We start from the raw sequence: 13,706 nt of genomic DNA, 5'->3' as shown, positions 1-13,706 counted from the left end.
GCACGCGCCGCGTCGACCTCCAGCAGTCGCCTCATCATCCATGTTGTTCATCGTCCCGATTGACCTTCCGCGCTGCCTGCAGACACCGGAGAACCCCATGTCCACTCTCACTTACGCTCCCGAGCAAACCGCCAAGACCGGCCTTCGCCCATCCAGGCAAGCCATCAAACGATCGACGATCGCCTTCGCCGCAATGCTCGGCGTCGCCGGCGCAACCGCTTTCGCCCGCTACTACGTTACGACCGGCCGCTATTTGCAGACCACCGACGACGCCTATGTGAAGGCCGACTCCACGATCATCGCGCCGAAGGTTTCCGGCTACATCTCCGATGTGCTGGTTGCCGATAACCAGCCGGTGAAGGCCGGCCAGCTCCTGGCGCGGATCGACGATCGCGATTTCAAGACCGCGATGGAGCAGGCCAGGGCCGACGTCGCCGCCTCCGAAGCCGCGATCCGCAACCTCGATGCCCAGATTGAGTTGCAACAGCCGGTCATTCAGCAGCAGGCCGCGCGGGTCGACGCGACCGAAGCCAATCTGAAATTCGCGCAGCAGGAGCGCGCCCGCTACGACGACCTCATGAAGACCGGCGCCGGAACGATTCAGCGCGCCCAGCAGACCGACGCGGCGTTGCGCGCGCAGACGGCGCAGCTGCAGCAGGGCAAGGCGGGTTTGTCCGCGGCCAACAAGACCGTCGAGGTGCTATCGACCCAACGCGCCCAAGCCGTCGCGCAACTCGAACATGCCCGGGCGCTCGAGCAGCAAGCCGCATTGAACCTGTCCTACACACGGATTGCCGCGCCCGTCGACGGCACCGTCGGCGCACGCACGCTGCGGGTCGGGCAATATGTCCAGGCAGGTACGCAGCTGATGGCGGTCGTCCCTCTCGATCAGGTCTATGTGGTCGCCAATTTCAAGGAGACCCAGCTCACCTATGTGCGCAATGGCCAGCCCGTCGTGCTGCGCGTCGATAGCTTCCATTCGACCAACCTGAAGGGGCACGTCGACAGCCTGTCGCCGGCGAGTGGTCTGGAATTCGCGCTGCTGCCGCCCGACAACGCCACCGGCAACTTCACCAAGATCGTGCAGCGCGTCCCGGTCAAGATCGTGCTCGACGACCGGAGCCTGAGCGGCCTGCTGCGTCCCGGCATGTCGGCGGTACCGACCGTCAACACCAAATCGACCGTCGTCGCCGAGCGCAAGGCCGCGGAGCAACTGGCGTCGCGCGGCAGCGAGCCCCGCAGCTGATCGATGCATTCTCCGGCGCAGCCGAGGAGACAACCATGACCGCACTGCAAACCCGCGTCGGCGGCGCCCCGGCCAGCGAACATCCGCCATCTTCCGCGGCTTCGGCGCCTGCAGCCGTCACCGCAAGAACCTGGCTTGCGGTGACCGGAGCCACGCTGGGCGCATTCATGGCCGTGCTCAACATCCAGATCGTCAATGCCTCGCTTGCCGACATCCAGGGCGGGATCGGTGCGGGCCTCGACGACGGCGGCTGGATCTCGACCTCATATCTGATTGCGGAGATCGTGGTGATCCCGCTCAGCGGCTGGCTTTCCCAGGTCTTCTCCGTCCGCATCTACCTGCTCGTCAACGCATTCCTGTTCCTGGTGTTCTCGGCGGCCTGCGCGCTGGCGCAAGACCTGCCGCAGATGATCGCGTTGCGCGCCGTGCAGGGATTCACCGGCGGCGTGCTGATTCCGATGGCGTTCACGCTGATCATCACGCTCTTGCCGAGAGCGAAACAGCCGATCGGATTGGCGATGTTCGCGATCTCGGCGACGTTCGCACCGGCGATCGGTCCGACCATCGGCGGCTATCTCACCGAGAACTTCGGCTGGGAATACGTCTTCTATGTCAACATCATTCCGGGCGCCGTGATGATCGCGATGCTCTATGTCTCGCTGGAAGCGAAGCCGATGAAGCTCTCGCTGCTGCGCGAGGGCGACTGGTTCGGCATCGCCACGATGACGATTGGCCTCGCCGCCCTCCAGACCGTGTTGGAAGAAGGCAACAAGGACGACTGGTTCGGTTCACCTTTCATCGTGCGGCTGGCGGTGATCGCTGCCGTCGCGCTCACGCTGTTCCTCGTGATCGAGCTGACCACGAACAAGCCGCTACTGAACCTGCGCATCCTGCTCCGTCGCAATTTCGGCTTTGGCGTGCTTGCGAACTTCCTGCTCGGTGTCGCGCTTTATGGCTCGGTCTATATCCTGCCAGTCTATCTGTCCCGTATCCAGGGCTACAATTCGGAGCAGATCGGCATGGTGTTGGCATGGACCGGCCTGCCGCAGCTTATGCTCATCCCGCTGGTGCCGCGCCTCATGAAGCGCGTCGACTCGCGCCTCGTGATCGGCGTCGGCTTTGCGCTGTTCGCAGCCTCCAACTTCATGAACATCTACATGACCAATGACTACGCGGCCGATCAGTTGTTCTGGCCGAACGTCGTCCGTGCGATCGGGCAGGCCCTGTGTTTTGCGCCCCTCTCGGCGGTCGCGACCTCCGGGATCGAGCAGGAGAACGCCGGCTCCGCATCCGCCCTGTTCAACATGATGCGCAACCTTGGTGGCGCGATCGGGATCGCCGCGCTGCAGACGCTCCTCACCAAACGCGAGCAATACCACTCCAATCTGCTTTCGCAGCAGGTCACCATGTTCGAGCAGGCGACCCGTGCGCGGCTCGATCAGCTGACGCAGTATTTCATAAGCCATGGCGTGATCGATCGCGTCGACGCGATCCACCGCGCCTATGTCGCGATTGGGAAGATCATCCAGAAGCAGGCTTTCATCCTCGGCTTCAGCGACACCTTCTATCTGCTCGGCGTCTCGCAACTCATCGCCCTGAGCGCGGCGCTCATGCTGACCAGGCCCGACCGCCTCGACGGCGGCGGCGCCCACTGACGACCGTCTTCAACCCCGAAAGGAGAACGACCATGAAGCCTCGCATAAATTTCTACCAGGCCGCCCCCGAGACCATCAAGGCACTCGCCGCGGTCGAGATGCAGATCCAATCGTCCGGGCTCGAACTGTCGCTGATCGAGCTTGTCCGGACTCGAGCCTCCCAGATCAACGGCTGTGCCTTCTGCATCAACATGCACACGCAGGATGCGCGCAAGCACGGCGAAACCGAGCAGCGCCTCTATCTTCTCGACGCCTGGCGCGAGGCGCCGATCTATACCGATCGCGAACGTGCCGCGCTGGCCTGGACCGAGGCGGTGACATTGATCACCGAGACGCATGCGCCCGACGATATCTACCAGGAGCTCCGCAAGCAGTTCTCCGAGGCCGAGGCCACCAACCTGACGATTCTGATCGGCACCATCAACGCATGGAATCGGCTGTCGATCGCCTTCCGTGCGGTGCCGCCCGCCAAGGCGAAGCCGGCGACGGCTGCGTGATCGCGGCACGAGCTGGGGCACGGCGAGCGCCGAACCGGCGCCTGCCGCTTCAACAGGGAAACATGGAGGCCTATCATGGCAGCAGGGCACAAAGTCGCTATCATCACAGGCGCGTCGCAGGGTATCGGCGAGGCGCTGGTCAGGGCATATCGCGATCGCAATTTCCGCGTCATCGCGAATTCGCGCTCGATCAAGCCGTCGTCCGATCCGGATATCCTGGCCGTTGCCGGCGACATCGCTGATCCCAGGACCGCGGAACGCATCGTCTCGCAAGCGCTCGCGCGCTTCGGCCACGTGGACACGCTGATCAACAACGTCGGCATCTTCATCGGAAAGCCATTCACCGAATATACGGCTGAAGATCATGCCAACATGCTGGCGATCAATCTCAGCGGCTTCTTCCATATCACCCATCGCGCCGTCGCCGAGATGCTGAAGCGGCAATCCGGGCACATCGTGCAGATCACCAGCAGCCTCGACGAGAATGCGAACAGCCGCGCGCCGTCGGCGCTGGCGGCCCTGACGAAGGGCGGCTTGAACGCCGCAACGAAGTCGCTCGCCGTCGAATATGCAAGCCGCGGAATTCGCGTCAACGCTGTGGCGCCTGGTGCGGTCAAGACACCAATGCACGCGCCGGAGATGTACGACTTCCTCGCCAAGCTGCATCCCGTCGGACGGATGGGTGAGGTGCGCGACGTCGTCGACGCGGTGATGTATCTCGAAGGCGCCAGCTTCACCACCGGCGAGATCCTGCATGTCGACGGCGGACAGAGCGCCGGACTCTAGGACGGGGCCATCGTCATGTCGATTGTCGTTCAAGAGCGCGTCCTGGCTACCTCTCCCGAAGGTGCCGCCGGGCAACTCATTCGATTTTGGACCGCCGGCGAGCGAGATATCATTGGGCATCGTCGTGTTGGCGGCCACGCTCCTGTTCAAGATGGCTCTGCTGACTGACATCGCCGCAAATGCCGGCGCGGCATTTCTGGTCATCCTGGCAATGACCTTCGGCCTGATTCTGCCGCGCATGCTGTCTGAAGGTCGCGGCTCGTGACTTGGCGCGCGCCCTCCTCCGGCCGGCTCGCGCATCGCGAGCGGTCTTCTCATCCTCCAAACATCGTCAGATCCGTTCGATGATGATCGCGGGAGCCATCCCTCCGGCCGCACACATGGTCACGAGACCTCGCCTGAGATCGCGTCGCTCCAGCTCATCGAGAACGGTCCCGATCAGGATCGTACCTGTCGCTCCGATCGGATGCCCCAGTGCGATCGAACCTCCATTGACGTTGATCTTGTCGCGATCAATCTTCAGATCACGAATGTACTTTTCGACCACGACGGCAAAGGCCTCGTTGACTTCGAACAGGTCGATATCGCCGAGCGTCAATCCCGCCTTCGCGAGCACCTTGCGCGTCGCCGGGACCGGCGCGTTCATCATCAACGTCGGAGAATCGCCCATATTGGCGGTCGCGACAATACGCGCCCGCGGCTTCAGGCCATGCTTCTCAGCATAGCCTGGCGATCCCAGCAGGATCGCGGCCGAACCGTCGACCACGCCCGACGAATTGCCGGCGTGATGCAGGAAATTGATGTCAAGGTCAGGATATCGGTCGAGGATCAGCTTTCGATAGGTGGTCCCGCGCTGGTCGAGCGGGTAATCCGCCATCGCCGCGAAGGCCGGCTTCAGCGTCGCCAGCCCCTCGAGCGTGCTGTCCGGCCTTGGATATTCGTCACGGTCGAGGGCAAGCGTGCCGTCCTCGCGATAAACCGGCACCAGGCTCTTGCTGAAGCGACCACCCTCGATCGCCGCGGTGGCGCGCCTCTGGCTCTCCAGTCCGAGTTGGTCCAGTTCCTGGCGCGTGATGCCTTCGAGCGTTGCCACCGCATCGGCGCAGACGCCCTGATGCGATTGCGGATGCCGGGCGCGCAGGCGCAGGTTTCCGGCGTCCATGACCATCGGTCCTTCGCCGCGGCGGCCTTCCATCGACATCATTTCGGTGCCGCCCGCGATCACGAGATCTTCGGAGCCCGACATGATCGCATGCGCGGCCATGGTCACGCTGGTGATGCCCGAGCCACAGAACCGATCCAGCGTGACGCCGCTGGCGCGGACATCGTATCCCGCGTCAAGCGCAGACATCCGCCCGAGATCGCCGCTCTGCTGGCCGCGTTGCGAGCTGGTGCCCCATACGATGTCGTCGACATCGGCGGTGTCGATGCCGGTGCGATCAGCGAGGGCGCGCAACACCGTCGCGCCGAGCTGCTGCGGGTGAATTCCGGAGAGAGCCCCCTTGCCGGCTTTGCCGATGCCGCGTGGTGTCCTGCATGCATCGATGATCAGCGCGTCAACCATGTCATTGTCTCGAATGTTGGAGCGATTGGATTCGTGATTCCGAAGCGAACTGCCGAGCGACCAGGCCGCTACCCGACCTGCCGTTCCTGCCCGGCCCAGTACTTTGCGCGCAGCACCTTCTTGTCCACCTTGCCCACCGCGGTCAGCGGCAGGCTTTCGACGAACTCGATCTGCTTGGGGGCATGCGTGCCGCCTTTATGCCGCTTGACGAGATCCATCAGCGTTTCGGCGCTGGGCCGCTTGCCGGGCTTGACGACGACCAGGGCCGTGACCGCTTCACCCCATTTGGGATGAGGTATGCCGATAACTGAGGCCATCGCCACATCGGGATGCGACGACAGCACGTCTTCCACCTCGCGAGGAAAGATGTTGAAGCCACCGGAGACGATCATGTCCTTCTTGCGATCGACGATGTAGAGATAGCCGCGCTCGTCGGCCCTCGCGATGTCGCCGGTGTGCAGCCAGCCGCCGGCGAAGGTCTCGGCGGTCTGCTCGGGCCGCTTCCAGTATCCCTCCATCGCCTGTGTGGCGCGAACGCAGATTTCTCCGGCATCTCCCGGTCGGACCTGCTGGTTGTTGTCATCCAGCAACGAGACGCCACAGGACGCCAGCGGAAAGCCGCAGGATGCAAACAGTTCGGGACGCCTGGCGTCGTGATCGGCCCGCCCGAGCAGACTGATCGGGAAGCACTCGGTTTGGCCGTAGAGCTGCGCGAAGATCGGGCCGATACGCTCAAGCCCCTCCACCAGCCGTGTCGGCGACATCGGCGATGCGCCGTACAGCAGCAGTTCGAGTGACGAGAGATCCGTACTTGCGAGCTTCGCGCTGTCGAGCATCAGGTAGATCATGGTCGGGACCATCATGGTCACATTGATCTTTTGCCGCATGATGGTGGCAAGAAACTCTTCGGGATCGAAGCCCTTCAGCAGATGCACAGTTCCGCCGCGCGACAACGACGGCAAGACGAAGCTCCCCGAGACGTGCGTGATCGGCGCCGCGGCGAGATAGCGTGGCGTGTCGGGCAACCCGAACTCGGCTGCGACCGACTGGGCCGACGCCACCAGAGCACGATGACGGCGGATCGCTCCCTTCGACTTTCCGGTGGTGCCGCCGGTGTAGTTGACGATCGCAAGCTCATCGATGTTGGTGAGGTCGACAATCGGCACGGCGCCGGCAGCGCGCGCCGCGGCAAGCAAATCGCGGCCGAACTCGCTCCGCCCCATGGTGAATGTCAACCTGAGCTGCGTGGCGGCGCCGGCTGCAAGTTCTGCCCCGCGCTGGCCGTGCGTCTTCGGGTCGACGATCAAGGCCGTCGCCTCGATATCTTCGATGACAGCAAGGTGATCCGCGAGCGAGCCGAGCGGGTGTAGCCAGGTGATGACGAGGCCGAGCGCCTGCGCCGCAACGCCTGCGCACCACGTCTCGGCGCTGTTGGCGCTCAAGAGCGCGACGACGTCACCCTTTCCGAGACCGGCCTGAACCATTCCCGACTGCAAGCCGGCGATCAGGTCACGCACCGCGGAATAGGTCAGGCTGCCGCCATTCCAGACGAATGCCTGGCGATCCGGAAACCGCGACAGTGCGCGCAGGATCATCGTTGTCGTGGTCGGCGCAAACCCGATTTGCTCGTTCACTGTTCACCTCCTGCCCAAGCTGGCTTCTTGTTCGATCAACCGGCCGGACTGCCGACCTCGCCATTCATGACGGGACCAAACAGCTCCCACACGCGTCCATCGAAGCGTCGCATCTGCAGCTGTTCGACCGGAAAGAAATCGGTTGCGCTGGTGTTGACCTTGATACCCGGCAGCAGGACGTCGACCTCGAAATCCCTGAGATTTGCCGCCTGCCGCATCACGTTCGCGCGGGACAGATCGTCGCCGCATCGCCGCAGGACCTCGACCAGCGTCTGGGTCGCCATGTAGGACGAGACGTAGCCCTGGTCCGCCTTGTTCGCGCCCGGCATGTATTTATCCATGAATGCGTTCCACTTGATCATCTTTGGATCGTCCTTCCACAACGGATCGGACGGATCCTTGGTGTAGGCCGTGCTGAGCAGGCCCTTGGCGTTGTCCAGCCCGGCCGGCTGCAACACCGAGCCGATCGACCCGGAAACGCTGCTGATGAAATGCATCGGCTTCCAGCCGAGCTCGGCGACCTTCCGAATCGCCAGGGCCGCAAACCTCGGCGACGTCAGATCGACAAACACGTCGGCATTCGCCGTCTTGAGCTTCACGATCTGCGAGTCGGCGGTCGGATCGGAAATCTCGTAGGTTGCTTCTGCAACGATCAGCGCCGTCTTCTCGCCAAGGCCGTCCTTCAGGCCCTTGAGCACATCCTTGCCGAAGTCGTCATTCTGGTAGAGGACGCCGATCCTCGCCTGCGGACGATGCTCGAGGATATATCTTGCGAAGATCCGCCCCTCGCTCTGATAGTTCGGCTGGAAGCCCATCGTCCAAGGGAAGTTCTTCGGATCGCCCCATTTGGTCGCTCCGGAGGCGACAAAGAGCTGGGGGACCTTCTTGGTGTTGAGATATTTCTGGATCGCCGTATTCCCCGGCGTTCCAAGCGGCTGGAAGATCAGCAGCACATCGTCGTTCTCGACGAGCTTCCTCGCCTGTTCAACGGTCTTCGGCGGACTATAGGCATCATCATAGGTAACGAACGTGATTTTGCGGCCATTGATGCCGCCTTCATCATTGATCATCCGGAAATAGGCTTCGCTCGCCTTGCCGATGACGCCGTAGGCGGATGCAGGTCCGCTATATGGCATGATGTTTCCGATCTTGATCTCGGTGTCGCTGGCACCGGGATCGTACTTCCTCTGCGCGTCCGCCGGCGTGCTCGCCACAGCAACGCAGGCCGCGAGTGCCAAGGCTCCGACCATCAGGTCCTTGCAGGTCATTTCGTGTCCTCGGGTTTATTTGTCGTGATGGGTTGACGAGACCTTGTGGCCCGACGTCTCAGCGTCCGCGCCAGACCGGCTTTCGCTTTTCGGCGAACGCGCGAAGACCTTCCGTGCGATCCTCGGCCTCGAACGCGATCGCGGCGATCGGAGCCTGTCGGCTCCAGGCCTCCTCATCGGTCCAGTTCGCCGACTGGAGCATGATCTCCTTGGACGCGGCGAGCGCGGTGGGGCCATTCACCAGCAGCTCCTCCGCAAAAGCGATCGCGTCGGCCAACGCGTGTCCCGGTTCGCTGATGCGGTTCACCAGCCCATAATGCCGGAAGAACTCGGCATCCTGGAAACCGCCGGTGAGTGCAAGCTCCATCGCGACATGATAGGGAATGCGCCGCGGCAGCCGAAACAGCCCGCCACCCACCGCCGCAACGTTGTGCCTCACTTCGGGAAGCCCCATCCTTGCGTTCCGTGCGGCAACGATGAGATCGCAGGACAGGCAAAGCTCGAGCCCGCCGCCGACCGCAAATCCTTCCACCGCCGCGATCAGCGGCTTGCGTGACGGACGCTTGAACATGCCGAAGCCACCGCGCTCGGTCACCGCGCGCTCGTTACGCGCGACCGCCTTCAGGTCGGCTCCGGCGGAGAACGTGCCGCCGGCCCCGGTGATGACGCCGACGAAGAAACCGTCCTCTGCGTCGAGCAGGTCCATCGCGGCATGCATCGCCTGGGCGGACGCAAGGTCGAAGGCGTTCTTCGCCTCCGGGCGATTGATGGTGATGACCAGGATATGGCCGCGCCGCTCGATCAGAACACGTTCACTCATTTTGTCCCCGTTTCGAATCACATTGAGAAGGAGAAGCCGCCATTCACGCCGGCTGCGGCTCGGCTTGACCGAGAAATCCGACGCCGAGTTCGCGCAGCCTCGAAACACCCGAGGGATTGAATCCCCATTGCCGCAGCGCGGCGTCGCCACATTCACCGCGCCGCGGCGCGGACTTCGGCGCTTGCGACGGAGTGCCGAGGAACCGCGGCGCCGGGGCCGGCTGGATGACGCCATCGATTTCGATGAAGTTGCCGCGGGCGCGATTTTGCGGATGATGCGGCGCCTCCGAGAAGGCGAGCACCGGCGTCACGCAGGCATCGCTGCCCTCGAAGATGGCGCACCATTCGTCTCGGGTCTTGCCGAGAAACGCCCTTGCGAAGGCATTGCGCAGCGCCGGCCAGCCGCTGCGATCGTACTGCTTGGGAAGATCGGCCCCGGCAAGGCCCAGTCGCTTGACGAGTTCGGCATAGAACCGCTGCTCGACGGCGCCCACGGCCATGTAGTGGCCATCAAGCGTGCGATAGCTGTCGTACCATGGCGCGCCGCCATCGAGAATGTTGCTGCCGCGTTGCTCTTGCCAGCCACCTCCCGCCACCAGACCCCACATGATGGACCCGAGTTGCGCCGCACCTTCGATCATCGCGGCATCGACGACCTGCCCCGCCCCGCCCCGCTGCACATTGAGCAGCGCAGCGACCACCCCGAGCGCGAGCAGCATGCCCCCGCCGCCGTAGTCGCCAACCAGATTGAGTGGCGGCAGGGGCCGGCCGCCCGCCGGACCGATCGCCGACAGGACACCCGATAGCGCGATGTAGTTGAGATCGTGGCCGGCATCGCCGGCGAGCGGACCGGTCTGCCCCCAGCCGGTCATCCGTGCATAGACCACCCGCGGATTGCGTTCGAGCACCAGATCAGGACCGAGGCCGAGCCGCTCCATCGTCCCCGGACGGAATCCCTCGATCAGCACATCGGCTTTTTCGATCAGTTCAAGGACAGCAGATGCCGCAGAAGACGATTTCAGATCGAGCGTGATCGAACGGCGCCCGCGGCCGGTGATGTCGACCGGCTTTCCGGTGCGACGCGGCCCAAGGTCTTGCGGCGGCAACGGCCGATCGATCCTGAGCACGTCCGCCCCCATGTCCGCGAGCAACATCGCGCCGAAAGGGGCTGGCCCAATCGCCTCGAATTCGAGGACGCGAATTCCGGACAAAACGCTCAATTTTGCTCCGATCAGCTTGTGTGCCGGTGTCAGCTTGCGCCAGAACTACACCTGACAGAGGCTACGCCGCCCCACCCGCTCCGGGTGGTCTGCATGACACCGGGCCGCTTTATGTGGCCTCGACACCGTCAAGCTGGTGGAACGGGATCTCGGCGTGGGATGGAGGAACAACTGAGATGGTGACCCGTCCGTCGGACGAAGCAGGTCCGTCACACGAGGTCCTGCAGCCCATCGTCAGCACCAAGCTGTTTCCGCCGCGCGAAGGCGGCCGCCTGCTCCCGCGGGACCACCTGATTGCCCGGCTCGTCAAGGCACGGCGACAACGCTGCGTGCTGGTGCACGGCCCGGCCGGCTCCGGCAAGACGTCGATCGTTGCAGCCTGGCGCCGCGAGCTGCTTACGCTCGGCTTTGATGTGGCCTGGTTGACGCTCGCCCCTGACGACAACGAGGTTTCCCGCTGGCTGGACTACGTTCTTGCGAGCTTCGCCCAGGTCGATCCAGCCATCAGTCAGGCTGCGTCGCAACTGGCGGGGCGCGGCATCGACCGCGAGGCCGTCGAGCGCACGCTCATTGCGCTCGTGCGAAGTATCGCGGTACGGGCGCGAGAGACCGTGCTGGTGCTGGACGACCTCCATTTGCTGACGGATACGGCAAGCCATTGGGCTCTGCAATGGCTGCTGGATCAGGCGCCTCACAACCTCCATGTCGTTCTTGTTTGTCGTGGCGCCGCTCCGATCTCGCTGTCGCGGCTGCGCGATCAGCAGAGCATCTTCGAGCTCGATTTTCAGGACCTGCGCTTTTCCCAGGCCGAGACCGATGCCTTTCTCCAGAGCAGGTTCGGCAAGAGCGACCGGCGCGCCGCCCGGCGTCTCTACGAACTCACGGACGGGTGGGTGGCGGGCCTCCAGCTTCTTTCGATCGGCTGGTCCAGGAAGGGCGCCCCAAGGGAAATCAGGCTCGCGTCCCGCAGCCACCTCCAGGACGCGCAATCATTCGCCGACTATTTCGAGCACGAGATCCTGTCAAAACTTTCCAAGGACGAGCGCGCGCTGCTCGAGACGGCGTCGATCTGCACGCGGTTCTGCGCCTCCATCTGCGCCGCACTGCTGGGCAGGGAGCAAGACGGCGCCAGCATCGAAGCACTGTTGGCAAACCTGGCAACGCAAAACGGCTTCATCATCCCGGTCGAATCGTCGGAACGCGTGCTCTGGTATCGCTTTCATCCCCTGCTCGGCGAAGCCATGCGCGGCCGGTTTCGCCAGCGTGCGGACGTGCAACAACGGCAATGCCACAAGGCGGCATGGATCTGGCTCCGCGAGCATGGCCATGTCGATGAGGCTGTTCGCCACGCCATCTCCGCCGACGAAGCGGCCGCGGCTGCCGACCTGCTGGACCAATATGGGCAGGACCTGCTTGCGCGTGGGGATGTCCGTAACCTCAACAGCCTGGTTCGCCTGCTTCCGGAGCACGAGGTACAGTCGCGCACAAACCTGCGGCTCTGGATGGCCCGATCGCAGCTTCTGGCGCGCCAACTGGACGCCTGCGGTGACAGCCTCGAGCAGCTCGAAGCCGATCTGCCGGCAAGCGACGCGTCCGCGCGATTTGCGCTTGCGCTTCTGAAGGCGACGCTGGCGGTCGCGCGCGACGACACCGACGCGGCGATGCTGGTCCTTCCGCAGTTGCTGCATCCGCCGGCAGGCGTCGATCCGGCCGCCATCGGCGGACGCGACAACATCCTGTCCTGGTTGTACATGCATCGCGCAAATTACGAACTGGCGCGACAGGTGCAGCTCGGATCCCCTTCGACCGGAGCCGGCGGGACGCCCCTTCTCGGCACTCCCGGCGGCCGGCTGCAGGGCCGCTGCCTGGTCGGGCTCAGCTATGCGCTTCAAGGCCAGATCATCGAAGCGGAGCGGATCTATCGCGACGTTCTCTATGAATCGGAGCAGCGTGGCCCATCCTGCATCGATCCCGCCTGCCTGGCTGCGGCGCTGCTCGGAGAGGCGCTCTATGAACTCAATGATCCCCTGGCCGCCCTGCAACTGCTGGACGATCGCGTCGACGTGCTCGAACGCGTTTCGATTCCCGATTCCGTGCTGCGGGTCCTTTCGGTGCTCTCCGCCTCACACTGGCTCGCCGGCCGGCGCCAGGAGGCCCTTGCCTATCTCGAGCGACTTGAAGACTACGCGCTGAACCTCAAGCTCGATCGATTGCTCGCACACAGCCTCGGCGAACAGGTTCGACGTCATCTCGAGCAAGGTGAGTTCGAAACGGCGAAACGCAAGCTCGCCGGCCTCGACAAAATCGGGCGGCGGCATCCGAAGTCGGGCAGCAATCTGGGCGACGAGATTTTCATCATCGTCGAGCGGGCGCATGTCAGAGACGACATTGCGGTCGGCCGCTATGAGGCGGCCGCAGCCCGGCTCGATTCGCTGATCGAGATCTGCGAAGCGCGTGGCCATCAGCAGATCGTGGCCATGCTCCAGCTGCAAAGTGCTCTTGTCGCGAAGCGACGCGGCATGGGCGAGCAGGCCGACGCGATGACACTGGAGGCGCTGCGTCTCGGCCATCGGCTCGGCCTCGTGCGAAGCCTGCTCGATGCTGATGCCTCCGCGCTCGACCTTGTCCGCTCGCGCGGCGCGGCGCCGGGCTTTGATGTCTTGCTGTCATTCTATGTCGAGCATCTGCGCGACGCGGACCTGCCGGCGCGGCGGGCCGCGCCCGCCTCGCGCAATGATACAGCCGAGAGCCGTTCCGGACTGCTGGAGAGCCTCAGCGAACGCGAACTCGACGTCATTCGCATGCTTGCGCAGGCGTTTCCCAACAAGAAAATCGCGCGGGCGCTCGGCCTTTCGCCCGATACCGTGAAATGGCACCTCAAGAACATCTACGGCAAGCTCGGCGTCGCCGGTCGCGATGACGCCGTCGCGCGCATGCGCGACCTCGGATGGAACGCGAACGGCCAGGCGGCACGCTCACCGTGAGGTGACGCCCCCAGTCTCCGCCTACACCGCGCT

11 protein-coding genes are annotated in these 13,706 nt (G+C 63.9%); 6 read left to right on the top strand and 5 right to left on the bottom strand.

Features of this window, described 5'->3' with window-relative positions; genetic code table 11:
- Positions 1-97: 97 nt before the first annotated feature.
- From BraRD5C2_RS29210 to BraRD5C2_RS29190, 5 genes are all read left to right on the top strand, one after another.
- Positions 98-1,246 carry an HlyD family secretion protein gene (locus BraRD5C2_RS29210; protein WP_223974539.1) on the top strand — a complete coding sequence of 383 codons (1,149 nt, stop codon included), beginning with the start codon at positions 98-100 and terminating at the stop codon, positions 1,244-1,246.
- A gap of 35 nt (positions 1,247-1,281) precedes the next feature.
- Positions 1,282-2,901: an MDR family MFS transporter gene (locus BraRD5C2_RS29205; protein ID WP_223974538.1), complete on the top strand. Its 1,620-nt coding sequence runs from the start codon at positions 1,282-1,284 to the stop codon at positions 2,899-2,901.
- A 32-nt stretch (positions 2,902-2,933) separates the two neighbouring features.
- Entirely contained in the window at positions 2,934-3,398 is a 465-nt protein-coding gene (locus tag BraRD5C2_RS29200; protein WP_223974537.1) for a carboxymuconolactone decarboxylase family protein, read from the top strand.
- A 75-nt stretch (positions 3,399-3,473) separates the two neighbouring features.
- A complete protein-coding gene (locus BraRD5C2_RS29195) occupies positions 3,474-4,184 on the top strand; it encodes an SDR family NAD(P)-dependent oxidoreductase (RefSeq protein WP_223974536.1) in 711 nt (236 codons plus the stop codon).
- A 112-nt stretch (positions 4,185-4,296) separates the two neighbouring features.
- A complete protein-coding gene (locus BraRD5C2_RS29190) occupies positions 4,297-4,449 on the top strand; it encodes a hypothetical protein (protein ID WP_223974535.1) in 153 nt (50 codons plus the stop codon).
- Between the two features lie 66 nt (positions 4,450-4,515).
- Here BraRD5C2_RS29190 and BraRD5C2_RS29185 read toward each other — a convergent pair whose 3' ends face one another.
- The 5 genes from BraRD5C2_RS29185 to BraRD5C2_RS29165 form a co-directional block, all read right to left on the bottom strand.
- On the bottom strand, positions 4,516-5,748 hold the full coding sequence (locus BraRD5C2_RS29185; RefSeq protein WP_223974534.1) for an acetyl-CoA C-acetyltransferase: 1,233 nt from the start codon (positions 5,746-5,748) through the stop codon (positions 4,516-4,518).
- A gap of 68 nt (positions 5,749-5,816) precedes the next feature.
- Positions 5,817-7,382 carry an AMP-binding protein gene (locus BraRD5C2_RS29180; RefSeq protein WP_374708058.1) on the bottom strand — a complete coding sequence of 522 codons (1,566 nt, stop codon included), beginning with the start codon at positions 7,380-7,382 and terminating at the stop codon, positions 5,817-5,819.
- A gap of 35 nt (positions 7,383-7,417) precedes the next feature.
- Entirely contained in the window at positions 7,418-8,650 is a 1,233-nt protein-coding gene (locus BraRD5C2_RS29175) for an ABC transporter substrate-binding protein (protein ID WP_223974533.1), read from the bottom strand.
- Positions 8,651-8,708: 58 nt separating this feature from the next.
- Positions 8,709-9,470 (bottom strand): crotonase/enoyl-CoA hydratase family protein, encoded by a 762-nt coding sequence (locus BraRD5C2_RS29170; RefSeq protein ID WP_223974532.1) that lies wholly within the window; start codon positions 9,468-9,470, stop codon positions 8,709-8,711.
- A 43-nt stretch (positions 9,471-9,513) separates the two neighbouring features.
- On the bottom strand, positions 9,514-10,680 hold the full coding sequence (locus BraRD5C2_RS29165; RefSeq protein WP_308444456.1) for a CaiB/BaiF CoA transferase family protein: 1,167 nt from the start codon (positions 10,678-10,680) through the stop codon (positions 9,514-9,516).
- A gap of 185 nt (positions 10,681-10,865) precedes the next feature.
- Between BraRD5C2_RS29165 and BraRD5C2_RS29160 the strand changes: the two genes are divergently transcribed.
- The gene (locus BraRD5C2_RS29160) at positions 10,866-13,673 is read left to right on the top strand and encodes a helix-turn-helix transcriptional regulator (RefSeq protein WP_223974528.1); all 2,808 of its coding nucleotides are present in this window, start codon (positions 10,866-10,868) and stop codon (positions 13,671-13,673) included.
- Positions 13,674-13,706 lie beyond the last annotated feature (33 nt).

The organism is Bradyrhizobium sp. RD5-C2, from assembly GCF_019972155.1.
In the GTDB taxonomy this organism is placed as follows: Bacteria; Pseudomonadota; Alphaproteobacteria; order Rhizobiales; family Xanthobacteraceae; genus Bradyrhizobium.
Note: the sequence above shows the minus strand (reverse complement) of the source record. Positions and strands in the feature narration are given on the sequence as shown.